23 protein-coding genes are annotated in these 21957 nt (G+C 72.1%); 18 read left to right on the top strand and 5 right to left on the bottom strand.

Annotated elements, in window-relative coordinates; genetic code table 11:
- Nucleotides 1-60: 60 nt before the first annotated feature.
- Nucleotides 61-1293: a DUF349 domain-containing protein gene (locus ACFVTR_RS11480; protein WP_387037388.1), complete on the bottom strand. Its 1233-nt coding sequence runs from the start codon at nt 1291-1293 to the stop codon at nt 61-63.
- Between the two features lie 162 nt (nt 1294-1455).
- Nucleotides 1456-2235 (bottom strand): peptidylprolyl isomerase, encoded by a 780-nt coding sequence (locus ACFVTR_RS11475; protein ID WP_387037387.1) that lies wholly within the window; start codon nt 2233-2235, stop codon nt 1456-1458.
- Between the two features lie 123 nt (nt 2236-2358).
- Between ACFVTR_RS11475 and ACFVTR_RS11470 the strand changes: the two genes are divergently transcribed.
- From ACFVTR_RS11470 to aroQ, 11 genes are all read left to right on the top strand, one after another.
- Nucleotides 2359-3795: a replication-associated recombination protein A gene (locus ACFVTR_RS11470; RefSeq protein WP_387037385.1), complete on the top strand. Its 1437-nt coding sequence runs from the start codon at nt 2359-2361 to the stop codon at nt 3793-3795.
- Between the two features lie 187 nt (nt 3796-3982).
- Complete coding sequence (rpsD, locus tag ACFVTR_RS11465) at nt 3983-4606, top strand: 30S ribosomal protein S4 (protein WP_022887983.1); 624 nt, start codon at nt 3983-3985, stop codon at nt 4604-4606.
- Nucleotides 4607-4748: 142 nt separating this feature from the next.
- Nucleotides 4749-4949 carry a hypothetical protein gene (locus ACFVTR_RS11460; RefSeq protein ID WP_376945484.1) on the top strand — a complete coding sequence of 67 codons (201 nt, stop codon included), beginning with the start codon at nt 4749-4751 and terminating at the stop codon, nt 4947-4949.
- 52 nt (nt 4950-5001) lie between these two features.
- Nucleotides 5002-7659: an alanine--tRNA ligase gene (alaS, locus tag ACFVTR_RS11455; protein WP_387037383.1), complete on the top strand. Its 2658-nt coding sequence runs from the start codon at nt 5002-5004 to the stop codon at nt 7657-7659.
- A 7-nt stretch (nt 7660-7666) separates the two neighbouring features.
- Nucleotides 7667-8149, top strand: coding sequence for a Holliday junction resolvase RuvX (ruvX, locus tag ACFVTR_RS11450; protein WP_387037381.1), 483 nt, complete (start codon nt 7667-7669; stop codon nt 8147-8149).
- Nucleotides 8146-9885, top strand: a complete 1740-nt coding sequence (gene mltG / locus ACFVTR_RS11445) for an endolytic transglycosylase MltG (protein ID WP_387037379.1) — start codon at nt 8146-8148, stop codon at nt 9883-9885. Before ruvX ends, mltG begins: the two co-directional genes overlap by 4 nt.
- Nucleotides 9878-10759, top strand: a complete 882-nt coding sequence (locus ACFVTR_RS11440; RefSeq protein ID WP_387037377.1) for a shikimate dehydrogenase — start codon at nt 9878-9880, stop codon at nt 10757-10759. The genes mltG and ACFVTR_RS11440 overlap by 8 nt, the downstream gene beginning before the upstream one ends.
- 21 nt (nt 10760-10780) lie before the next feature.
- A complete protein-coding gene (gene aroC / locus ACFVTR_RS11435; protein ID WP_387037375.1) occupies nt 10781-11998 on the top strand; it encodes a chorismate synthase in 1218 nt (405 codons plus the stop codon).
- Nucleotides 11991-12509: a shikimate kinase gene (locus ACFVTR_RS11430; protein WP_387037373.1), complete on the top strand. Its 519-nt coding sequence runs from the start codon at nt 11991-11993 to the stop codon at nt 12507-12509. The genes aroC and ACFVTR_RS11430 overlap by 8 nt, the downstream gene beginning before the upstream one ends.
- Nucleotides 12506-13591 carry a 3-dehydroquinate synthase gene (gene aroB, locus ACFVTR_RS11425; protein WP_387037371.1) on the top strand — a complete coding sequence of 362 codons (1086 nt, stop codon included), beginning with the start codon at nt 12506-12508 and terminating at the stop codon, nt 13589-13591. Before ACFVTR_RS11430 ends, aroB begins: the two co-directional genes overlap by 4 nt.
- Nucleotides 13588-14043, top strand: a complete 456-nt coding sequence (aroQ, locus tag ACFVTR_RS11420; protein ID WP_387037369.1) for a type II 3-dehydroquinate dehydratase — start codon at nt 13588-13590, stop codon at nt 14041-14043. Before aroB ends, aroQ begins: the two co-directional genes overlap by 4 nt.
- Before the next feature lie 18 nt (nt 14044-14061).
- Here the strand turns inward: aroQ and ACFVTR_RS11415 are convergent, their stop codons facing one another.
- Nucleotides 14062-14517, bottom strand: a complete 456-nt coding sequence (locus ACFVTR_RS11415; protein WP_387037367.1) for a luciferase family protein — start codon at nt 14515-14517, stop codon at nt 14062-14064.
- Between the two features lie 150 nt (nt 14518-14667).
- Here ACFVTR_RS11415 and efp point away from each other — a divergent pair, with 150 nt between their 5' ends.
- Nucleotides 14668-15231: an elongation factor P gene (efp, locus tag ACFVTR_RS11410; protein WP_376945464.1), complete on the top strand. Its 564-nt coding sequence runs from the start codon at nt 14668-14670 to the stop codon at nt 15229-15231.
- Nucleotides 15231-15644: a transcription antitermination factor NusB gene (gene nusB, locus ACFVTR_RS11405; protein WP_022887995.1), complete on the top strand. Its 414-nt coding sequence runs from the start codon at nt 15231-15233 to the stop codon at nt 15642-15644. The genes efp and nusB overlap by 1 nt, the downstream gene beginning before the upstream one ends.
- 37 nt (nt 15645-15681) lie before the next feature.
- Here nusB and ACFVTR_RS11400 read toward each other — a convergent pair whose 3' ends face one another.
- Nucleotides 15682-16986: a glycosyltransferase gene (locus ACFVTR_RS11400; RefSeq protein WP_387037365.1), complete on the bottom strand. Its 1305-nt coding sequence runs from the start codon at nt 16984-16986 to the stop codon at nt 15682-15684.
- A 204-nt stretch (nt 16987-17190) separates the two neighbouring features.
- On the opposite strand from ACFVTR_RS11400, the gene ACFVTR_RS11395 reads away from it, so the two are divergent.
- Nucleotides 17191-17706, top strand: a complete 516-nt coding sequence (locus ACFVTR_RS11395) for a DoxX family membrane protein (protein WP_387037363.1) — start codon at nt 17191-17193, stop codon at nt 17704-17706.
- 60 nt (nt 17707-17766) lie between these two features.
- Here the strand turns inward: ACFVTR_RS11395 and ACFVTR_RS11390 are convergent, their stop codons facing one another.
- Complete coding sequence (locus ACFVTR_RS11390) at nt 17767-18381, bottom strand: hypothetical protein (RefSeq protein ID WP_387037361.1); 615 nt, start codon at nt 18379-18381, stop codon at nt 17767-17769.
- Nucleotides 18382-18532: 151 nt separating this feature from the next.
- Between ACFVTR_RS11390 and pyrR the strand changes: the two genes are divergently transcribed.
- From pyrR to ACFVTR_RS11370, 4 genes are read left to right on the top strand one after another with little or no spacing between them, the layout of a single operon-like run.
- Nucleotides 18533-19093, top strand: coding sequence for a bifunctional pyr operon transcriptional regulator/uracil phosphoribosyltransferase PyrR (gene pyrR / locus ACFVTR_RS11385; RefSeq protein ID WP_387037360.1), 561 nt, complete (start codon nt 18533-18535; stop codon nt 19091-19093).
- Nucleotides 19090-20040, top strand: coding sequence for an aspartate carbamoyltransferase catalytic subunit (locus ACFVTR_RS11380; protein WP_387037358.1), 951 nt, complete (start codon nt 19090-19092; stop codon nt 20038-20040). The genes pyrR and ACFVTR_RS11380 overlap by 4 nt, the downstream gene beginning before the upstream one ends.
- On the top strand, nt 20040-21383 hold the full coding sequence (locus ACFVTR_RS11375; protein ID WP_387037356.1) for a dihydroorotase: 1344 nt from the start codon (nt 20040-20042) through the stop codon (nt 21381-21383). Before ACFVTR_RS11380 ends, ACFVTR_RS11375 begins: the two co-directional genes overlap by 1 nt.
- Nucleotides 21376-21933, top strand: a complete 558-nt coding sequence (locus ACFVTR_RS11370) for a hypothetical protein (protein ID WP_387037354.1) — start codon at nt 21376-21378, stop codon at nt 21931-21933. Before ACFVTR_RS11375 ends, ACFVTR_RS11370 begins: the two co-directional genes overlap by 8 nt.
- Nucleotides 21934-21957: the final 24 nt, after the last annotated feature.

Raw genomic sequence — 21957 nt, 5'->3', positions numbered from 1 at the left:
GGAGGCGGGATCCTGTGGAGAATCCCGCCTCCCTCAAAGCGGTGCGGAGGAGTCGGCTGATCAGCCGCCGACGGCCTTGAGCCAGGCGCGACGGGCCTCGAGGGCCTCCCGCGCGGCGGCGGCGGCCTTCGTGTCGCCGGCGGCCTCGGCTGCGGCGACCTCGGACTCGAGCTTCTCGATCGCGTCGTTGAGCTGGCCGAGCATGCCCTCCGAACGCGCCTTCTTCTCCGGGTCCTCGCGCTGCCAGCGCTCGTCCTCGAGCGAGCGGACGTGGTTCTCGACCTTGCGGAGTCGATCCTCCACCGAGCGCACCTGGTCGCGGGGGACCTTGCCGATCTCGTCCCACTTGCGCTGGATGCGGTTCAGCTCGGCGCGGGCCTTCTTCGCGTCGCGCTCGGTGAGCAGCGCCTCGGCCTCGGTGAGGAGCACGAGCTTCTCATCGAGGTTGGCACGGTACTCCTCGTCGTCCTTCGCGTCGATCTCGGCCTTCGCGGAGAAGAGCACGTCGCCGGCGGCCTTGAACTTCGCCCAGAGCTGGTCGTCGAGCTTCTTGCCGGCGCGACCCGCCTGCTTCCACTCGTCGAGGAGGCTCCGGTAGTCGCCGACCGCGTCGGCGCCGCGCGGCGCGAGCGCCTCGGCGCGCTCGATGAGGCGCTGCTTGCGGGTGCGCACGTCGCGGTGCGCGGCGTCGAGCTCGGCGAAGAACGCCTTGCGGTGCTGTTCGATCGTGGAGCGCGCGGCGCGGAACCGCTTCCACAGCTCGTTGGCGTCGTTCTTCGGCAGGCGGGGGCCGTCCTGCTGGTGGCGCTGCCAGCTCGCGAAGAGGGCGTCGAGCTCGGCGGTCGCCTGCTTCCACTGCGTCTTCGCGGGATCCTGCGCCGCAAGCGCCTCGGCCTGCTCGACGATCGCGGTGCGCTCGGTGATGGCGCCGGCGAGTGCCGCCTTGGCCTCGGCCTGCTGCTGCTCGGTGAGCTCCTTCGTGGTGCCCGACAGCGCCTCGAGGCGGCGCGAGAGCGACTCGAGGTCGCCGACCGCGTGCGCTCCGGCGACGGAGTCGGTGAGGGTCGCGACGGCCTTGGCGACGTCAGCGGCGGGGGCGCCGCGGCGCACGCGCTGCTCGAGGAGGCCCACCTGGCCGGCCAGGTCGGCGTACTTGCGCTCGAAGTAGGCGAGAGCCTCTTCCGGCGTCGCGTCGGGGTACTGACCGACCTCCCGCTCGCCGTCGCTCGTGCGAACGAAGACGGTGCCCGTCTCGTCGACGCGGCCCCACGGTTGCTGATCTGATTCGGTCACGGCCTCACCCTGTCGTAGGTCGGACGCCGCGAACGGGCGGCGATGTTGCGGTCAAGCCTATTGGCAGCGGTCGCGGGCAGCGCCGCCGCGTCGTAGGTCGGACGCCGCCATCGGCGGCGTGTGCTGTCAAGCCTATTGCACCGCTCGACGGCGGTGCCGTGCTCACTCGATCGTGAAGGAGGTGATCGTCGTGGGCACCACCGGCGCACCGTCGGTCGCGCCCTCGGCGACGCCCTGGTCGATGACGCCCGCACGCAGCGCGTCGAGGCCGCTCGTGACCTGTCCGACGACGGTGTAGCCGCCCGCGGAGTCGGCGGGCAGGGTCGTGTCCTCGTAGACGATGAAGAACTGGCTGCCGTGGCTGTACCCGTTGTTCGACTGCCGGGCCATCGCGATCGTGCCGGCGGGGTAGACCCCGTCCTCGGGGGCGTTCTCGACGGGGCCGTAGCTGTAGCCGGGGCCGCCGGCGCCGGTGCCCTCGGGGTCGCCGCACTGCAGCACGTAGAGCCCCTCGGTGGTGAGCCGGTGGCACGAGACGCCGTCGTAGAAGCCCGACTGGATCAGGCTGATCTCGCTCGAGACGGCCTGCGGCGCCGCGGCGCCGTCGAGCTCGACGCCGAGGGGGATGTCGTTGAGCGTCAGGGTCCCCGTCCACGTGCGCCCCTCGGCGAGGTCGGGGCTCGGCACGTCGCCCTGGTTCTCGCCTGCGGCCTCCGTGGGGGCCGGCGTCTCGCTCGCGACCGGCTCGGGAGTGCCGGGGCCGCCGTTGAAGAAGAAGAGCTGCGCGCCCACCGCGAGGGCGAGCACGACGACCAGCGCGAGGACCGCGATCAGGTTGTCGCGGCTGCGCCGCCGCTGCTTGCCGGCGTGGACTTCCTGCCGTGCCTGGTAGGTGCGCAGGCGCGCGCGTTCCTCGCGCGCCTGTCGGTCGTTCGATGCCACGCCTGCTCCTTCTCCGGAATCCTGCGAGCCGACTCTACTTAAGCCCGCGTGACCGCACCAATCGCCGCACCGCGGGCGGGCGTCCGAGATTCGGTGTCGGATGCCACGACTACGCTTGAATCCATGGTCGAATCCGGTCCGGGGCTGCGCTCAGGCGCGACGCCGCTCGCGGTGCGCATGCGCCCGACGAGCCTCGACGAGGTCGCCGGGCAGCGCCATCTGCTGACACCGGGCTCGCCGCTCGTCGCGCTCGCGGGCGACCGATCGGGCGAGTCGGGGTCCGTCTCGGTGATCCTCTGGGGGCCGCCCGGCACGGGCAAGACGACGCTGGCGCAGGCGATCGCCCGTTCCTCGGGCCGCAAGTTCGTCGAGCTCTCCGCAGTGACCGCCGGCGTCCGCGATGTGCGTCAGGTGATGGAGGAGGCCCGGGCCAGCCGCGACCTGTACGGGCTGTCGACGGTGCTGTTCCTCGACGAGATCCACCGGTTCACGAAGGCCCAGCAGGACGCGCTGCTGCCCGGGGTCGAGAACGGCTGGGTCATCCTCGTCGCCGCGACCACCGAGAACCCGTCGTTCTCGGTGATCTCGCCGCTGCTGTCGCGCTCCCTGCTGCTCACGCTCGAGCTGCTGAGCGACGACGACCTCGGCCTCCTCGTCGACCGTGCCGTGACCGACGCCCGCGGGCTCGCCGGTAAGGTGGCGCTCGAACCCGAGGCGCGCGCGGCGATCGTGCGCCTCGCCTCCGGCGACGCGCGGCGCGCGCTGACCGCGCTCGAGGCCGCAGCGGTCTCGGCCGCGGCGATGCCCGCCGCAGGCGCCGATCCGACGGAGTCGGCAGCGGCGACCGACGGCGACGGCGAATCCGACGACGCCGAGCCGGGGGAGCCGGCGGCCGGCGACGGCGGCGAGGCATCCGAGCCGCCCCGCATCACCGCCGACATCGTGGCGCGCGCCGTCGACCGCGCACTGCTGCGGTACGACCGCAACGGCGACGAGCACTACGACGTCATCAGCGCGTTCATCAAGTCGGTGCGCGGCAGCGACGTCGACGCCGCCCTGCACTACCTCGCCCGCATGATCGAGGCCGGCGAGGACGCGCGGTTCATCGCCCGTCGCATCATCGTGCTCGCCTCGGAGGACATCGGCCTCGCCGACCCGCAGGCGCTCGGCGTCGCGGTCGCCGCCGCCGACGCGGTGCAGTTCATCGGCATGCCCGAGGGGCGCATCCCGCTCGCGCAGGCGGTCGTGCACCTGGCCACCGCGCCGAAGTCGAACGCGGCGTACGTCGGCATCGACAAGGCCATCGCCGACGTGCGCGCCGGCAAGGCGGGGCGCGTGCCGAAGCACCTCCGGGACGCGCACTACCCCGGTGCGAAGCGGCTCGGCCACGGCAAGGGCTACCGCTACCCGCACGACGACGCGATCGGCGTCGTCGCCCAGGAGTACCTGCCCGACACCCTGCGCGGCGCCGTCTACTACGAGCCGACCGAGCACGGCAACGAGCGCGAGGTCTCTGCGCGGCTCGCGAAGCTGCGCCGGATCGTGCGGGGCGGGCGCTGAGCGCGCACGCGCCTCGTGATACCATGGTCGCTGGCCTGAAGCCAGATCCTCGAGCGCGGCTGCGAGAGGGTCACCGGCGAACGGGTGCGATCTGTAGCCGATCCACCCTTGGCGAATCCCTCTGACACAGATTTCCGGCGCACGAACGCGCCGGCGATTCACTTGAGATTCTTCCGAAAGGACATTCGTGTCGAACCAGTCACGCAGCAAGACCCGCCTCTCCCGTGCGCTCGGCGTCGCCCTCACCCCGAAGGCTGCCCGCTACATGGAGAAGCGCCCCTACGCTCCCGGTGAGCACGGCCGCACCAAGCGCAAGCAGGACAGCGACTACGCCGTGCGTCTGCGCGAGAAGCAGCGTCTCCGCGCCCAGTACGGCATCCGCGAGAAGCAGCTGAAGATCGCCTACGTCGAGGCCAAGCGCACCGCCGGCCAGACCGGTGAGAACCTCGTCGAGCTGCTCGAGATGCGTCTCGACGCCCTCGTGCTCCGTGCCGGCTTCGCCCGCACCATCACGCAGGCCCGCCAGTTCGTCGTGCACCGTCACATCCTCGTCGACGGCCAGCTCGTCGACCGCCCCTCGTTCCGCGTGAAGCCGGGCCAGCTCGTGCACGTCAAGTCGCGCAGCGAGGGCACCGAGCCGTTCCAGGTCGCCGCCGCCGGTGGTCACGTCGACGTGCTCCCCAAGGTTCCGGGCTACCTCGAGGTCGAGCTCGACAAGCTCCAGGCGCGTCTCGTGCGTCGCCCGAAGCGCGCCGAGGTCCCCGTGACCTGCGACGTGCAGCTCGTCGTCGAGTACTACGCCGCTCGCTGACGCGAGTCGTCTCGAACAGGGGTCGCGGGGTTTCCCGCGGCCCCTGTTGCGTCTCCGGGCGACGGTCGCCCGCGCGCCACTAGACTGATTCGAGGCGTGCCGAGCGCCACTGCGCCGGCGAGAGATCGAAGAGGGAGCACCCGTGAAGAGCATTCTGTGGTTCACCGTCGGCGTCGCGGCCGGATTCGTGGTCGCGCACCAGGTCAACCAGACCAAGCAGGGTCGCGACTTCTTCTCGTCGATCGACGCGAAGGCCCGCGAGTTCGGCAACGCCATCGCCGAGGGCTACCACGCCCGCGACGCCGAGCTCCGCGCCGACGGCGACGCCGCGGCCCATCGCTGAGCCCCACCCTTCCCTCCGGCCCGACACGCGGGCTCGATCCCAGAACGGAACCATGCAGACTGCCGACATCCGCCAGCGTTGGCTCGACTTCTTCGCCGCGCGCGGTCACACCGTCGTCCCTTCGGCCTCGCTCGTCTCCGACGACCCGACGCTGCTCTTCACCGTGGCCGGCATGGTGCCGTTCGTGCCGTACCTCACGGGCATCGTCCCGGCGCCGTACCCCCGCGCGACCAGCGTGCAGAAGTGCATCCGCACCAACGACATCGAAGAGGTCGGCAAGACGCCGCGCCACGGCACGTTCTTCCAGATGAACGGCAACTTCTCCTTCGGCGACTACTTCAAGGAGGGCGCCATCTCGATGGCGTGGGAGCTGCTCACCTCGGCCGAGTCGGCCGGTGGCTACGGCTTCTCGCCCGACGACCTCTGGGTCACCGTCTACGAGGACGACGACGAGGCGATCGAGATCTGGAAGCGCGTCGCGGGCCTGCCCGACGAGCGCATCCAGCGGCTCGGCAAGGAGACGAACTACTGGCACACCGGGCAGCCCGGCCCGGCGGGCCCCTGCTCCGAGATCTTCTTCGACCGCGGCCCGGCGTACGGCATCGACGGCGGTCCCGCGACCGATGACGACCGCTACGTCGAGATCTGGAACCTCGTGTTCATGCAGTACCTCATCACGGACGTGACGTCGAAGACTGACTTCACCGTCGTGAAGGAGCTGCCGAAGAAGAACATCGACACCGGCATGGGGCTCGAGCGCGTCGCGTTCCTCAAGCAGGGCGTCGACAACATGTACGAGATCGACCAGGTCCGGCCGGTGCTCGACCGTGCGTCCGAGCTCTCGGGTCGTCGCTACGGCGCCGACCACGAGGACGACGTGCGCATGCGCGTCATCGCCGACCACATCCGCTCCGCGCTCATGCTCATGAGCGACGGGGTGAGCCCGTCGAACGAGGGCCGCGGGTACATCCTGCGTCGACTGCTCCGCCGCAGCATCCGCGCGATGCGCCTGCTCGGCGTCGAGGGCCCGACCTTCCGCGAGCTGTTCGCGGCGTCGCGCGACGCGATGAAGGCGGCCTACCCCGAGGTCGCGCGCGACTACGCCCACATCGAGCAGCTCGCGCTCGGCGAGGAGGAGACCTTCCTCCGCACGCTGTCGTCCGGCACTTCGATCCTCGACCTCGCGGTGGCGAAGACGAAGGACGCCGGGCACGCGGAGCTCGCCGGCGACACCGCGTTCCTGCTGCACGACACCTACGGCTTCCCCATCGAGCTCACGCTCGAGATGGCCGAGGAGGCCGGCCTGGCGGTCGACCGCGTCGCCTTCGACGAGCTCATGACGGCGCAGCGCACCCGCGCGAAGGCCGATGCGAAGTCGAAGAAGAAGGTGCTCGCCGACCTCTCGGTGTACGCGGACTTCCGCGCCAAGGGCGAGACCGTCTTCACGGGCTACTCCGAGCTCGCCACCGAGTCGAGCGTGCTTGGCCTCCTCGTCGACGGCCGACCCGCGCAGCGGGCCGTCGCCGGGCAGACCGCCGAGGTCATCCTCGCCGAGACCGCGCTCTACGCCGAGTCGGGCGGGCAGGCGCCCGATCAGGGACGCATCGTCGGCGACGGCTTCGAGCTCGAGGTGCTCGACGTGCAGAAGCCGGTCAAGGGTCTCATCAGCCACACCGTCAAGGTCGTCTCGGGCGAGGTCGGCGTCGGCGAACGCGCGACCAGCCTCGTCGACGAGGACTACCGTCGCGGCGCGACCCAGGCTCACTCGGGCACGCACATCGTGCACGCCGCGCTCCGCCAGGTGCTCGGCCCGAACGCACACCAGTCGGGCTCGTTCAACAAGGCCGGCTACCTGCGCCTCGACTACGGGTGGAACTCCGCGCTCTCGCCCGAGACCCGCAGCGAGCTCGAGGAGATCTCGAACGCCGCCGTCCGCGACAACCTCCAGGTCGTCACGCGCGAGATGCCGCTCGACGAGGCCAAGTCGCTCGGTGCGATGGCGCTGTTCGGCGAGAAGTACGGCGACGTCGTGCGCGTCGTCGACATCGGTGGCCCCTGGTCGCGCGAGCTCTGCGCCGGCACGCACGTGTCGACGAGCGCCGAGATCGGCATGATCAACATCGTCGGCGAGTCGTCGGTGGGTGCCTCGAACCGCCGTGTCGAGTCGCTCGTCGGCCTCGAGGCGTTCCGGCGCTTCGCGGCCGAGCGCGCGCTCGTGAACGAGCTCACCTCGTCGCTGAAGACCCGTCCCGAGCAGCTCGTCGACCGCGTCGGCGAACTCGTCGCGAACCTCAAGTCGGCCGAGAAGAAGATCCAGGCGTTCGAGGCGAAGGCCCTGAACGACCGGGTGCCGGCGCTCGCGGCGAAGGCCGGACGGGTCGGCGAGGTGCTGCTCGTGGCCGAGTCGGTCGGAAGCCTCGGCTCCGGCGACGAGCTGCGTTCGCTCGCCCTCGCGGTCCGCGGCCAGCTGGGCGACGCGGCGAACGTCGTTGCGCTCGCGGCCGAGGTCGGCGGCAAGCCCCTCGCGATCGTCGCGACCTCTCCGGCCGCGCGCGACCACGGCGCGAACGCGGGAGCGCTCGCGAAGGCCGCGGCCGGCGTGCTCGGCGGCGGTGGCGGCGGCAAGCCCGACCTCGCCCAGGGTGGCGGCACCGATGCGGCGGCGATCCCCGCCGCGCTCGAGGCCGTACGTCGCGGCCTCGGCGGGTAGTCGCGTCATGCGCTCCGGAGCGAGACTCGGCATCGATGTCGGCCGCGCGCGCATCGGGGTCTCGCGGTGCGACGCGGGCGCTCTGCTCGCCGTGCCGATCGAGACCGTCGCGCGTGCGAACGACGGCGACGCGGACCTGCGGCGCATCGTCGAGCTGGCCGCTGAGTACGAGGCGATCGAGTTCGTCGTCGGGCTGCCGCTCTCGCTCTCGGGCGGGTCGACCCCGTCGACCGACGATGCACTCGGGTTCGCGGAGCGGCTCGGGCGCGCCGGCGGGGGACTGCCGGTGCGCCTCGTCGACGAACGGCTCTCGACGGTGAGCGCCCAGCAGGCGCTGCGGGCGAGCGGGAAGTCGTCGAGGAAGCAGCGTCCCATCGTCGACCAAGTCGCAGCCGTTATCATTCTGCAACACGCGATCGACGCCGAGCGGGCCGCAGGCCACGCTCCCGGCCGCGTCCTCGACCTCGACGAAGGGCTCCCACCCCTGTGACCCAGCTCCCCCCAGAGCACCCCGACGCCGACGCCCTCGCCGCCGATTGGCGAGCGATGCTCGGCGGCGACGCGCCGACGACGGGCGCCGTGAGCACCCCGGCGACCGGCGCGGTGAGCACCCCGGCGACCGGCGCGGTGAGCACCCCGGCGACCGGGCCGACCCCAGCCCCGGCGCAGCCGATGACGCGGCGCGAGATCCGCGAGGCCGAGCAGCGCGCTGCCGCGTTGGCCGAGGCCGAGAGCGCGGCTGCTGCGGCCGCGGCCGGCACGGCACCGCAACCGCAACCGGCCGCCCCGGCCCATGGGACGACCGCGCCGACGACCGCGCCGCAGCTGCAGCTGCGCCGGCCGCAGACGGCGCCGCCGTCGCTCGCCGAGCCGTCCCGAGACGCACAGCCCGCTGCGCCCGCTCAACCGCGTTCAGCCTTCGACGCCCACCTCGCGGGCGAGGCGCCGCCCGTCGTGCCGCGTCCCGACGTCGCCCCGGCGGCACCGGCACCCGCGCCGGCCGTCTCGGCGTCGCCGTTCGCCGACCTCCTCGGCGATCCGCACCAGTCGGTCGACCCGATGGTCGACGACCCCGAACCCGTGCGGCGCAAGCCCTCTCGCGCCGAACGCCGGGCCGCGGCATCCGACCCCTACGATCACCACCCCGACGAGAAGCCGCGCCGTCGCGGCGCGTGGGGCTGCCTCATCGGACTGCTGGTCGTCGCGGCGCTCGGCGTCGGCGCGTTCTTCTTCCTCCAAGGGCCGATCAACGCGGTGATCGAGCGTTTCCAGCCGGCGGCCGACTACGAGGGCACGGGCACGGGCGAGCTCGTGTTCATGATCCACGAGGGCGACACGGGCGAGTCGATCGCGTCGAACCTCGTCGACGAGGATGTCGTCGCCTCCACCGACGCCTTCCTCGAGGCCGTCGCCGAAGCCGACCCCTCGCCCGTGTTCTTCCCGGGCGCCTACCAGTTGGCCGAGCAGATGAGCGCGCAGGCCGCGCTCGACGCGCTGCTCGACCCGGCGAAGAAACTCGAGAACACCTTCGTCATCCCCGAGGGCACCGCGACCGTCGATGCGCTGCCGCGCATCTCCGAGGGCACGGGAATCCCGCTCGAGGAGCTGCAGGCCGCGGCGGCCGAGCCGCCCGCGAACTACGGGCTCCCCGCCGAGGCGGCGAACCTCGAGGGCTTCCTGTTCCCGGCGACGTACACCCTCGACCCGAACCTCGACGCGCATGCGGTGCTGCAGACGCTCGTCGACCGCCAGTTCCAGGCGCTCGACGAGGCCGGCGTCGCACCGGCGGACCGATGGAAGACCATCGTGCTCGCCGCGCTCGTGCAGCGCGAGGCGGGCCTCAAGGACGACTTCTACAAGGTGTCCCGCGTGTTCCTCAACCGGCTCGACCCGGCGAAATGGGAGAGCGGGCTGCTGCAGTCCGACGCGACCGTCGCCTACGGCACCGGCAACACGCACCTCGTGACGACGACCGACGAGGAGCGCGCCGACCCGGCGAACAAGTACAACACCTACGTGCACCCGGGGCTGCCGGTCGGTCCGATCTCGAACCCGGGCGACCTCGCGATCGACGCGGCGGTGCACCCTGCCGACGGTCCGTGGCTGTTCTTCGTGACATGGAACCTCGACACGGGCGAGACGATCTTCTCGTCGACGGTCGAGGAGCACGACGCCGCGGTCGAGAAGTGGCTCGCCTGGATGGAGGAGCACCCCGAGTATGGCTGATCGGCCGGCGGCGACGACCGGGGAGGGCCTGAGCGCCCGCCTCGCCGTGCTCGGCTCGCCCATCGCGCACTCGAAGAGTCCGTCGCTGCATCGCGCAGCCTACGCGCGGCTCGGCCTCGACTGGGCGTATTCGGCGATCGAGATGACCGGCGAGCGCCTCCCGGCGTTCCTCGACGAGCTGGATGTCGCGTGGCGGGGTCTTTCGCTCACGATGCCGCTCAAGCAGGACGTGCTGCCCCTGCTCGACGAGGTCGACGAGCTCGCCGCGCTCACCGGCGCCGCGAACACGGTGCTCCTCGACGGCGGGCGCCGACTCGGCTTCAACACCGACGTCGGCGGCATCGTGCGCACGCTGCAGGAGTTCGGCGTCACCGCGATCCGCCGGGGGCTGCTCATCGGTGGGGGTGCGACGGCCGCATCGGCGCTCGTCGCGATGGCCGAACTCGGCGCCGAGGAGGTGCGGGTGCTCGTGCGCCGGCCGGGCGCCGCCGCCGAGCTCGAACAGCTCGGCCGCCGTGCCGGACTCGTGGTCGCGGAGCATCCGATCGCCTCGCTCGCCGACGCGACCGCAGGTCGGGGAGACTCGGCCGACACCGAGCTCGTCATCAGCACCGTGCCCGGCGGCACCGATCTCGGGGTGACGCCCTCGCCCTCGCTCGTCGCTGGAGCCGCCCTCCTCGACGTCGCGTACGACCCGTGGCCGAGCGCGCTCGCGCACTCCTGGCTCGAGGCCGATGGCACGGTCGTGCACGGCCTCGGCATGCTGCTGCACCAGGCGCTCCTGCAGATCCGCATCTTCGTGAACGGCGATCCGTTCGCAGAGTTGCCCGACGAGCATGACGTGCTCGCCGTCATGCGCGAGTCGGTCGCCTGACGCTGTGGAAGGATAGGAGTCATGCTCCGTTGGCTCACTGCCGGAGAGTCGCACGGCCCTGAGCTCGTCGCGATCCTCGAGGGTCTTCCCGCCGGTATTCCCGTCTCGCTCGATTCGATCCGCGCCGATCTGGCGCGCCGCAAGCTCGGCTACGGCCGTGGCGCGCGCATGAAGTTCGAACAGGACGAGCTGGCAATCTCGGGCGGCGTGCGCCACGGCCTCAGCCTCGGCAGCCCGGTCGCGCTGCGCGTCGGCAACACCGAGTGGCCGAAGTGGCAGGAGGTCATGAGCCCCGAGCCGATCGACGCCGAGCGCCTCGGGCGCGGGCGCGGTGCGCCGCTCACCCGGCCCCGCCCCGGCCACGCCGACCTCGTGGGCATGCAGAAGTACGGCTTCGACGAGGCGCGCCCCGTGCTCGAGCGGGCGAGCGCCCGCGAGACGGCCGCCCGGGTCGCGCTCGGCGCGATCGCGAAGTCGTTCCTCGCCGAGCTCGGCATCCAGACCATCGCGCACACTCTCTCGATCGGCCCGGTGCGGGTTCCCGAGGGCGCCGCGCTGCCGCTGCCCTCCGACGTCGACGCGGTCGACGCCGATCCGCTGCGCTGCTTCGACGCCGAGACCTCCGCCCGCATGGTGGCCGAGGTCGACGACGCCCACAAGTCGGGCGACACCCTCGGCGGCGTGGTCGAGGTGCTCGCCTACGGGCTGCCGCCCGGGCTCGGCTCGCACGTGCACTGGGATCGCCGCCTCGACGCGCAGCTGGCTGCCGCACTCATGGGCATCCAGGCGATCAAGGGCGTCGAGGTCGGCGACGGCTTCGAGACCACCCGCCGCCGAGGCTCGGAGGCGCACGACGAGCTGCACCCCGTCGACGGCCGCATCGCGCGCGGCAGCGACCGGGCCGGCGGCACCGAGGGCGGCATGTCGACCGGCACCGTGCTGCGCGTGCGGGCCGGCATGAAGCCCATCGCGACCGTGCCGCACGCCCTGCCGACGATCGACGTCGCGACCGGCGAGCCCGCGCCCGCCCACCACCAGCGTTCCGACGTGTGCGCGGTGCCCGCCGCCGGGGTCGTCGCCGAGGCGATGGTCGCGCTCACCCTCGCGAACGCCGTGCTCGAGAAGTTCGGCGGCGACTCGGTCGACGAGACGCGCCGCAACCTCGAGTCGTACCTCGCCGCGATCCCCGAGACGCTCCGCACCGCCGGGGCTCCGGGCGCGGCCGACGCCCGTGTCTGATCAGCCCCGCCTCGGGCTCCCCATCGTGCTCGTCGGCCCGATGGGGGCCGGAAAGTCGCGGGTCGGGCAGCGGCTCGCCGCCGCGGCCGGGGCGCCGTTCATCGACACCGATGCCCGGATCGCCGAGCGCTACGGCGCCATCGACGAGATCTTCGCCCGTGAGGGCGAGGAGTACTTCCGCGTGATCGAACGCGAGGTGGTCGCCGAGGCGCTCCGCGAGGAGGCCGTCGTCTCCCTCGGCGGCGGCGCCGTACTGCACGACGACACCCGCGACGATCTCGGCCGGCTCCCCGTCGTGTGGCTGCAGGTCTCCCGCGAGGCGGTCGCGCCGCGGCTCGCCGGCGGCAACCGGCCGCTCATCGCCGAGGGCGGGCTCGACCGCTGGTCGGCCATCCTCGAGGCCCGGCGTCCGCTGTACGCGGCGGTCGCCGACCTCACCATCGACACCTCCCGGCGCTCGGTCGGGCGGATCGTCGACGACATCACCGAGCGCTTCGGAGGAGAACGATGACGGCAGGCGACGAGCGCACGGCGATCCGGGTCGGCGGCGAGTCGGGCTACGACGTGGTCGTGGGGCGCGGCGTCCTCGCCGAGCTCGGCGACGCACTGGGCAGCGGCGTGAAGAAGGTGCTGGTCGTGCACCCGGCGACGCTCGGCGCCCGTGCGGCCGACCTCCGCGAGGCGCTCTCCGACCGCTTCGAGGTGCTGCTCGCCGAGGTGCCCGATGCCGAGGCCGGCAAGCGCATCGAGGTCGCCGCGTTCTGCTGGCAGGTGCTCGGCCAGGCCGATTTCACGCGGAGCGACGCCATCGTCGGCTTCGGCGGGGGAGCGATCACCGACCTCGCGGGCTTCGTGGCCGCGACGTGGCTGCGGGGCGTTCGGGTCGTGCAGGTGCCGACGACGGTGCTCGGCATGGTCGACGCCGCGGTCGGCGGCAAGACCGGCATCAACACGAACGAGGGCAAGAACCTCGTCGGCGCCTTCCACCCGCCGGCCGCGGTGCTCTGCGACCTCGACCTGCTCGACACGCTGCCGAAGAACGAGATCCTCGCCGGGTTCGCCGAGATCGTGAAGGCCGGGTTCATCCGCTACCCCGAGATCCTCGACATCATCGAGGCCGACCCCGAGGTCGCGACCGACCCGACGACGCCCGAGTTCCGCCGCGTCGTCGAGCTCGCGATCCAGATGAAGGCCGACGTGGTCTCCGAGGACCTCACCGAGCAGGGGCTCCGCGAGATCCTCAACTACGGGCACACCCTCGGCCACGCGGTCGAGCACGCCGAGCGCTACCAGTGGCGGCACGGCGCGGCCGTCGCGGTCGGCATGATGTTCGCGGCCGAGCTCGGCCGACTCTCCGGGAGGCTGTCCGACGAGGTCGCCGACCGGCACCGCCGCGTCCTCGACCTGCTGAGCCTGCCGACGAGCTACCCGGCGGGACGCTGGAACACCCTCCTCGCGACCATGCAGCGCGACAAGAAGTCGCGTGCGGGCCAGCTGCGGTTCATCGTGCTCGACGATCTCGCGAAGCCGACGGTCATGCAGGCGCCCGACCAGTCGCTGCTCTTCGCCGCCTACCAGGAGATCGGCTCGTGACCGAGCGCCGGCTGCTGCTCGTCAACGGCCCGAACCTCAACCTGCTCGGCACCCGCGAGCCCGAGATCTACGGCTCCCAGACGCTCGCCGACGTCGAGCGCCTCGTCGCGGATGCCGCGTCCGCGCGCGGCTTCGACGTGCGGGCCGTGCAGTCGAACCACGAGGGCGTGCTCCTCGACGCGATCCACGCGGCGCGGCTCGACTGCGTGGGCATCGTCATCAACCCGGGCGGGCTGACGCACACCTCGGTCGTGCTGCGCGACGCCCTGGCGGGCGTCGATCTCCCGGTCGCCGAGGTCCACATCTCGGATGTCTCGCAGCGGGAGTCGTTCCGCCACCACTCCTATGTCGCGGACGTCGCGGTGGTGCACGTGGTGGGCGAGGGCGTCGCGGGCTACGAGACCGCGGTCCGGCTGCTCCTCGACGTCATCACCGGGCACGCCGAGGGCTGAACCCGGGCGCGCCGCGTCTCAGTCACCGCGGGCGTACGCCAGGCTCTCCTCGACGATCGACACGACGACCTCGAGCTCGGCCCCGTCGCGAGGTCCGTAGACCATGAACTCGGTGCCGAAGTCCTCGTACTGATGCGGCTCGGCCCAGCCGAGCTCCGTCAGGCGCGCGCCGCGCTCGGCGGGCAGCACGAGGTGCACGCTCGTGTCGTCGACGCCGTGCAGGTGCACGGGTTCGAGACGGCCGTCGGGGAACAGCGAGGTCTCGGCCGCGCGCGCCACGTCGAGACCCTCGAGGAACACCGCGCGGGACGACTTCGGCGAGACCTGGCTGTGCCCCTCGACGACCCCGTCGAGGGCGAACACGCTCGCCACGAGGCGGCCCCAGAGTTCGGGAGTCGCCCGCTGGTCGAGCTGACGCTGCGGGCCCTCGGTCGAGACGGTCGGGCGGGGTCCGGGGCGAGGGGTGTCGATCACCACGACAGGCTAGGGCATCGCGTGCGGCGCGAGCGGGAGGCATCCGGGGCGCATTGGCGCGCCCGCAGCGCAGCGACTACACTCGATCGACTGAACTTTCTCGGGCCGATTCCGGCCGAGCCTCTTCGCAACTGAATGGATCGTATTCGCATGGCAAGCACCGCTGACATCAAGAATGGCGTCGTCCTCTCGATCGACGGCCAGCTCTGGAGCGTCATCGAGTTCCAGCACGTCAAGCCCGGCAAGGGCGGTGCGTTCGTGCGCACCAAGCTGAAGAACGTCGTCAGCGGCAAGACCGTCGACCGCACGTACAACGCGGGCGCGAAGATCGAGATCGAGAATGTCGATCGCCGCGACTTCACGTACCTGTACAACGACGGCGAGGGCTTCGTGTTCATGGACGCGACCGACTACGACCAGATCACCGTCTCGTCGACCGTCGTCGGCGACGCCGCGAACTTCATGCTCGAGAACCAGGCCGTCACCATCGCCCTGAACAACGGCAACCCGCTGTACATCGACCTCCCGGCATCGGTCGTGCTCGAGATCACCTACACCGAGCCGGGCCTCCAGGGCGACCGCTCGACCGGCGGCACCAAGCCCGCCACCGTCGAGACCGGCTACGAGATCCAGGTTCCGCTCTTCCTCGAGACGGGCACCAAGGTCAAGGTCGACACCCGCACGGGCGACTACCTCGGCCGCGTGAACGACTAGTGAGCGCCCGTACCAAGGCGCGCAAGCGCGCGCTCGACATGCTGTACTCGGCCGACATGCGCCAGGTGCCGGTCGAGCAGATGCTCGTCGTCGAGGCGCAGAAGGCCGCGAACGAGCCCGAGCGGGCCGCGTCGTGGCTGTACGCGCGAGAGATCGTCGACGGCATCGTCGACCACCGCGCCGAGATCGACGAGCTCATCGAGACGAACTCCCGCGGGTGGACGCTCGAGCGGATGCCCGCGGTCGACCGCGCGCTGCTGCGCATCGGCGTCTGGGAGATCGTCTACAACGACGAGGTGCCCGACCCGGTCGCGATCTCCGAGGCCGTCGAGGCGGCGACCGTGCTGTCGACCGATGACTCGGCCGGCTTCGTGAACGGCCTGCTCGCCGCGATCTCGCACGCGAAGGCCTGATCGGCGCCGAATCTCGACCGAACGCGGTCGATCCCGCTCACCCGGGATCGGCCGCGTTCGTCATGTGCGCCGTGGTGAGGTGGACGACCTCGCGAGGCCCGTCGTGGGCGCGCAGGCGTCGGGCGAGGCGTTCGGCGTTCGCCCGGTAGGCGGGGTCGCCCTCGACCCTGCGGTACGCGCGCAGCAGCGCACGAGGCGACGGACGGCCGGTGCGGAGGTCGATCCCGGCGCCCGAACGGGCGACGCGCGCCGCGGCTTCGGGCTTGTCGGCGTCACCGCCGGCGACGACGAGCGGCACGCCCGCGGAGAGCGCGGCGAGGACTCCGCCCCAACCGCCGTTCGTGATCATGAGGTCGACGTGCGGCAGCAGCTCGGCGTGCGGCACGAAGCCGGCGATCCGGGCGTTCGGCGGAGCCGGGAACGGGAACCGGTCCTGGTCGGTGCGGCCCGTCGTCGCGACCAGGAGCAGCGCCTGCCTGCCGAGCGCGGCGAAGCTCGGGGCGACGAGGTCGCGCGGCTCGAGGTGCTGGGTTCCCTGGGTGACGTGCACGACGGGGCGGTCGTGGGCGAGCAGCTCGGGCCACCACTCGGGGAGCTGCCGTGCGCGGCCCGCCGTCGAGGCCTCCGGCGACGCCGCGCTCAGCGCACCCACGTACCGCACCCGGCCGGTGTCGGGCCGCGGCACGTCGAGCTCTGCGACGCCGCTCGCGCAGACGAGCCCGGGGGAGTAGCACGCCTCGTCGAAGGTGCGCCCGTCGGGCGGGAGGCCGGCGAGCGCGCGCTCCTCCTCGTGCGCGCGCTGGAGCCGGCGCGTGATCGCGCGCAGCGCGCCGATCAGCACCCGGTCGCGGATTCTCCCGAGCGGCCCCTGCGCCGGGGGGATGCCGAATCCGGGCGGGGGCGTGCCGGGGTCGAGGAGCGTGAGCGGGGTGAGACAGACCGTCACCCACGGCGTCGCGGTGCGATCGGCCGCGAACGCGGCGCCGAGACTCGTCGACTCTGCGACGAGCACGTCCCAGGGACGGATGCCGTATGCCTCGACCAAGTCGCGGCACTGGGCGGCGCCGGTGCGGATGAACAGCTGCTCGATGTTGCGCATGAGCTGGCCGAGGCCGGTGCCTGAGCCGAGCTCGGGGAAGGTCGCTGCGAGGTCGTGCTCGTCGAAGTCGGGGGCCTCGCGCCAGCGCACGACCTCGGCGCCCTCGGCCTCGAACGCCGCGGCGTGCGCCGCCCCCGTGTAGACGCGCACCCGGTGCCCGGCGGCGACGAACGCCGCCGCCACGACCGCCATCGGCGCGACGTGCCCGTGGAACGGCGTCACCGCGATCATCACGTCGGCCATGCCGCCATTGCATCACGCGGTGCGGCGGCCGCGCACCCCGCACTCGGGGGGTTCGGCCTCCATTGCCCTGAGGGCGCGTTCGGGGGAGACCACGAGCGGGAATCAGCGGATGCCATGGCGACCGGGGTGCGTCGCGCCGATGAGATGGATGTGCTGCCGCATCCGGCTGCCACTCCCACATCACACCGTCAGAAAGGCATCACCATGTCCACCACCGCTCTCGGCACCGGACGCGTCTCGACCGCGACGGGTCTCGACTCCGTCCTCGATCGTGCGAACTCCGCGCAGGCCGTCGTCCAGCGCTTCCTCGCCCGCATCGGCGTCCCGGCGCTCCGCGTCTCGCTCGGCCTCGTCTTCCTCGTGTTCGGTGCGCTGAAGTTCCTCCCGGGCGCAAGCCCCGTCGAGGACCTCGTCGTGCGCACCTGGAACGCGCTCTCGTTCGGCTTCGTCGACGGCTACGCCGCGATGGCGATCACCGCCTCGCTCGAGGTGTTCGTCGGCCTCGCGTTCATCACCGGCTTCCTGCTGCGCATCGGCCTCCTCGCCCTCGCCGGCACGTTCGTCGGCATCTTCTCGCCCCTCGTGTTCTTCACCGGCGAGCTCTTCACGAGCGCGGGCCCGACCCTGACCGCGCAGTACATCCTCAAAGACGTCGTGCTGGTCGCCGCCGCCCTGGTCATCGCGGCCAAGGCGCTCACCCGCCCGATCGGCCGCCGTTGAGATCTGCGGATGCCCCGGGGCCGACGTCGCTCGCACGTCGGCCCCGGGGCATCCGTCGTGTCAGCCGCGCTCGTCGGTGCGACGACCCCACGCCGCGAAGGCGACGGCCATGAGACCGAGCCCGACGAGGCTTCCGTGCGGCCAGTACGTGAGCAGCACGGTCGATCCGACGATCACCGGCAGGGTGACCACGAGCAGCAGGCGCTCCCAGACCGGCACGCTCCCGTCGCGCGGTGCCAGGATGGCGACGACCAGCGCCCAGACTCCGATCGCGAGGAGGGTGACGCCCTCGGCGCCCCAGAGCCAGTGCAGCGGGGCGCCGACCGGATGGTTCGCGTACGAGAGCACGGTGATCGGTGCCCCGGCGAGGATGATCCAGCCGAGCACGCGTCCGCTCCACCCGAAGCGGGCGAATGCCGGGCCGGTGGCGAACCAGATGAGTAGGAACGACAGCGAGGCCGCCGCGCCGAACACGAGGTAGAAGTCGCTCGCGCCCGCGGCGACGAGCCAGGCGCGGAGGCCCTCGTACACGGGGGAGTCGTCGAGTGCGGCCAGCCAGAAGGGGCTGCCGGCACCCGACCAGACGGCCTGCTGCGGGGGCAGCAGGAAGAACGCCCACGCGGTCGCGGCGAACGCCGAGGCGACGGCCCACGGCCGGGACGGGATCGTGCGCATGCCCGAACCGTACCGGTGGTACCCCGCCGTGCGCCAGCGCCGCGGGGCGACGACGCATGACGCTCCACGACGGGGAGACCCGGGTGCGCTGATAGACTCGTCGGAGTTGGCAACCTTTAAGGCCGTCCTGTGAGGCGGAGAAGGGAGTCGGTTGATGGCACGTGCTGTGCTCAGTCAGGCTGACATCCAGCGGGCGTTGACCCGCATCTCGCACGAGATCCTCGAATCCAATCGCGGTTCGGACGATCTCGTCCTCCTCGGCATCCCGACGCGTGGCGTGATCCTCGCCCGTCGGATCGCCGAGACCATCGCCCGCATCGAACCCGATGCCCCCGTCGTGCTCGCGGGATCGCTCGACGTCACGATGTACCGCGACGACCTTGCGCACACCCGTCTGCGGACGCCCGCGCCGACCGAGGTGCCGCCGGGCGGCATCGACGGCAAGACCGTCGTGCTCGTCGACGACGTGCTGTACTCGGGACGCACCATCCGCGCCGCGTTCGACGCGCTCGCCGACCTCGGACGCGCCCGCGCCGTTCGCCTCGCGGTGCTCGTCGACCGCGGTCACCGCGAGTTCCCGATCCGTGCCGACTTCGTCGGCAAGAACCTCCCGAGCTCGACGCGCGAACGCATCAACGTGCGCCTCGAGGAGGTCGACGGCGACGACGCCGTCTCGATCGAAGACGTCCCGTCCGAGGGGGGAGTCCGATGAAGCACCTCCTCGGCACCCGCGAGCTCGGCCGCGACGAGGCCATCGCGTTGCTCGACATCGCGGAGGACATGGCCGCGGTGCAGGAGCGCGAGGTCAAGAAGCTCCCGACGCTCCGCGGCAAGACCGTCGTGAACCTCTTCTTCGAGGACTCGACGCGCACCCGCATCTCGTTCGAGGCGGCCGCGAAGCGGCTCTCGGCCGACGTCATCAACTTCAGCGCGAAGGGCTCGAGCGTCTCGAAGGGCGAGAGCCTGAAGGACACGGCCCAGACGCTGCAGGCGATGGGCGCCGACGGCGTCGTCATCCGCCACCACGCCTCCGGCGCTCCGCTGACGCTCGCGACGAGCGGCTGGATCGACGCCGGCGTGGTGAACGCGGGCGACGGCACGCACGAGCACCCCACGCAGGCGCTGCTCGACGCGTTCACCATCCGCCGGCGCCTGCACGGGGCATCCTCCCGCGGACGCGGGCTCGACGGGGTGCACGTCGTCATCGTCGGCGACATCCTGCATTCGAGGGTCGCCCGCTCGAACGTGTGGCTGCTCACGACCCTCGGCGCCGAGGTCGAGCTCGTCGCGCCGCCGACGCTCGTGCCGGTCGCGACGGGCGCCTGGCCCGCTGCGGTCGGCTACGACCTCGACGCGGCGCTCGCCGGCGCGCCCGACGTCGTCATGATGCTCCGCATCCAGGCGGAGCGCATGCACGCGGCCTTCTTCCCGAACAGCCGCGAGTACGCGCGCACCTGGGGCCTCGACGACGCCAGGTTCGATCGGCTGCCCCCGACTACGATGGTCATGCACCCCGGGCCCATGAACCGCGGGCTCGAGATCTCGGCCCGTGCGGCGGATTCGCCGCGGTCCACGGTGCGAGAACAGGTCGCGAACGGAGTATCAGTGAGAATGGCCGCCCTCTACATGCTGCTGTCGGGCGAACGGGGTGAGAGCTGATGCCGGGGCGTCACCTCATCACCGGTGCGACGCTCCCGAGCGGCGAGCGCGCAGACATCCTGATCGACGGGGGCGTCATCGCCGAGATCGGCAGCATCTCCGGGCCGGCCGGTGCGACCGTCCACGACGCCGACGGGCTCATCGCCCTGCCCGGCCTCGTCGATCTGCACACCCACCTCCGCGAGCCCGGCTACGAGCAGAGCGAGACGGTGCTCACGGGCACGCAGGCCGCCGCCGCCGGCGGGTTCACCGCGGTCTTCGCGATGGCGAACACCTTCCCCGTCGCCGACACCGCGGGCGTCGTCGAGCAGGAGGCGAGCCTCGGCCGCTCGGCCGGCTACGCCACCGTGCAGCCCATCGGCGCCGTCACGGTCGGCCTCAAGGGCTCCGAGCTCGCCGAACTCGGCGCGATGGCCCGTTCGCGGGCGAACGTGCGCGTGTTCAGCGACGACGGATTCTGCGTCTCCGACCCGCTGCTCATGCGCCGTGCACTCGAGTACGTGAAGGCCTTCGACGGCGTCATCGCCCAGCACGCGCAGGAGCCGCGCCTCACCGAGGGCGCCCAGATGAACGAGGGCGCGCTCTCGGGCGAACTGGGCCTCGCCGGATGGCCCGCGGTCGCCGAGGAGTCGATCATCGCGCGCGACGTGCTGCTCGCCGAGCACGTCGGCAGCCGCCTGCACGTCTGCCACGTCTCGACGGCCGGCTCGGTCGAGGTCATCCGCTGGGCGAAGGCCCGCGGCATCGACGTCACGGCCGAGGTCACCCCGCACCACCTGCTGCTCACCGAAGACCTCATCAAGGGCTACGACCCGCGGTTCAAGGTCAACCCGCCGCTGCGCCGCACCGAGGACACGCTGGCGCTGCGCGCCGCGCTCGCCGACGGCACGATCGACATCGTCGCGACCGACCACGCACCGCACCCGGTCGAGGCGAAGGAGAGCGAGTGGGATGCTGCGGCGAACGGCATGGTGGGGCTCGAGTCCGCCCTCTCCGTGGTGCACGCCGCCGTGGTCGAGAACGGACTGCTCGACTGGAGCGACGTCGCCCGCGTGCTCTCGCAGGCGCCCGCGAGGATCGGCCGCCTGCGCGGCCAGGGCGAGGCGATCGCCGCCGGCGCGGCCGCCGAGCTCACGCTCTACGACCCGAACGCCTCCGCGGTGTTCGACCTCGACCGGCTCGCCGGCCGCAGCACCAACTCGCCCTACCTCGGCCGCACCCTGCCGGGGCGGGTCGTCGCGACCTTCCACGCCGGCTACCCGACCGCCCTCGACGGGCGCGTGCGTCCCGCCGAGGAGATCGCCGAATTCGCGGCCGCCGCGAACGGGGGCGCGCATGGATAAGTGGATCGGCGCGCTCGTCGCCGTCGCCGTCCTCGCGGTGATCGCCTGGCTCATGGTGCGCTCGTGGCGCCGACGCGCGGTGCGCGACTCGGTGCTCTCGGCCTACCCCGTGCCCGCCGTTCGCGGGGAGGCGGTGCTCGAGGCCGAGGTGCTCTACGTCGCCACGACGCCCGTCGGCGAACCGCTCGAACGGCTCGCCGTCCAGGGCCTCGCCTTCCGAGGCGCCGGCCGTATCGAGGTGATGCCCGAGGGCGTCGCCCTCCGCATCGCGGGTGAACCGGTGAGCTTCATCCCCGCCGACCGCGTCGCCGGAGCCGAGACCGCGAGCTACGCGATCGACCGCGGCGTCGAGCCCGAGGGCCTCATCGCCCTCAGCTGGATCCCCGCCACGAGCGACGAGCCCGAGGGCGTGGCGCCCCGGGTCGACAGCTACCTCCGAGCCCGGTATCCGGGCGACCAGGCCCGCATCATCCGGGCCATTCACGACATCGCCGCGGCGCCAGCCGCACCGCGGCCGGAACAACACGAGAGCGAGGCCTCGGATGACTGAGACCCCCAACCCCGCGAGCGAGCC

It is taken from the genome of Agromyces sp. NPDC058126 (genome assembly GCF_042884595.1).
Taxonomy (GTDB): domain Bacteria; phylum Actinomycetota; class Actinomycetes; order Actinomycetales; family Microbacteriaceae; genus Agromyces.
The sequence above is the reverse complement of the archived record's forward strand: the minus strand, read 5'-3'. Positions and strand labels throughout refer to the sequence as shown.

Bases quoted from the DNA above. Each gene is read 5' to 3' on its own strand.
- ruvX (WP_387037381.1), top strand. From the start codon at position 7,667: ATGCGCTCCGGAGCGAGACTCGGCATCGATGTCGGCCGCGCGCGCATC.
- aroC (WP_387037375.1), top strand. From the start codon at position 10,781: ATGCTCCGTTGGCTCACTGCCGGAGAGTCGCACGGCCCTGAGCTCGTC.
- ACFVTR_RS11380 (WP_387037358.1), top strand. From the start codon at position 19,090: ATGAAGCACCTCCTCGGCACCCGCGAGCTCGGCCGCGACGAGGCCATC.
- alaS (WP_387037383.1), top strand. From the start codon at position 5,002: ATGCAGACTGCCGACATCCGCCAGCGTTGGCTCGACTTCTTCGCCGCG.
- aroB (WP_387037371.1), top strand. From the start codon at position 12,506: ATGACGGCAGGCGACGAGCGCACGGCGATCCGGGTCGGCGGCGAGTCG.
- ACFVTR_RS11400 (WP_387037365.1), bottom strand. From the start codon at position 16,986: ATGGCCGACGTGATGATCGCGGTGACGCCGTTCCACGGGCACGTCGCG.
- efp (WP_376945464.1), top strand. From the start codon at position 14,668: ATGGCAAGCACCGCTGACATCAAGAATGGCGTCGTCCTCTCGATCGAC.
- ACFVTR_RS11370 (WP_387037354.1), top strand. From the start codon at position 21,376: ATGGATAAGTGGATCGGCGCGCTCGTCGCCGTCGCCGTCCTCGCGGTG.
- ACFVTR_RS11375 (WP_387037356.1), top strand. From the start codon at position 20,040: ATGCCGGGGCGTCACCTCATCACCGGTGCGACGCTCCCGAGCGGCGAG.
- ACFVTR_RS11470 (WP_387037385.1), top strand. From the start codon at position 2,359: ATGGTCGAATCCGGTCCGGGGCTGCGCTCAGGCGCGACGCCGCTCGCG.
- ACFVTR_RS11390 (WP_387037361.1), bottom strand. From the start codon at position 18,381: ATGCGCACGATCCCGTCCCGGCCGTGGGCCGTCGCCTCGGCGTTCGCC.
- ACFVTR_RS11440 (WP_387037377.1), top strand. From the start codon at position 9,878: ATGGCTGATCGGCCGGCGGCGACGACCGGGGAGGGCCTGAGCGCCCGC.
- ACFVTR_RS11395 (WP_387037363.1), top strand. From the start codon at position 17,191: ATGTCCACCACCGCTCTCGGCACCGGACGCGTCTCGACCGCGACGGGT.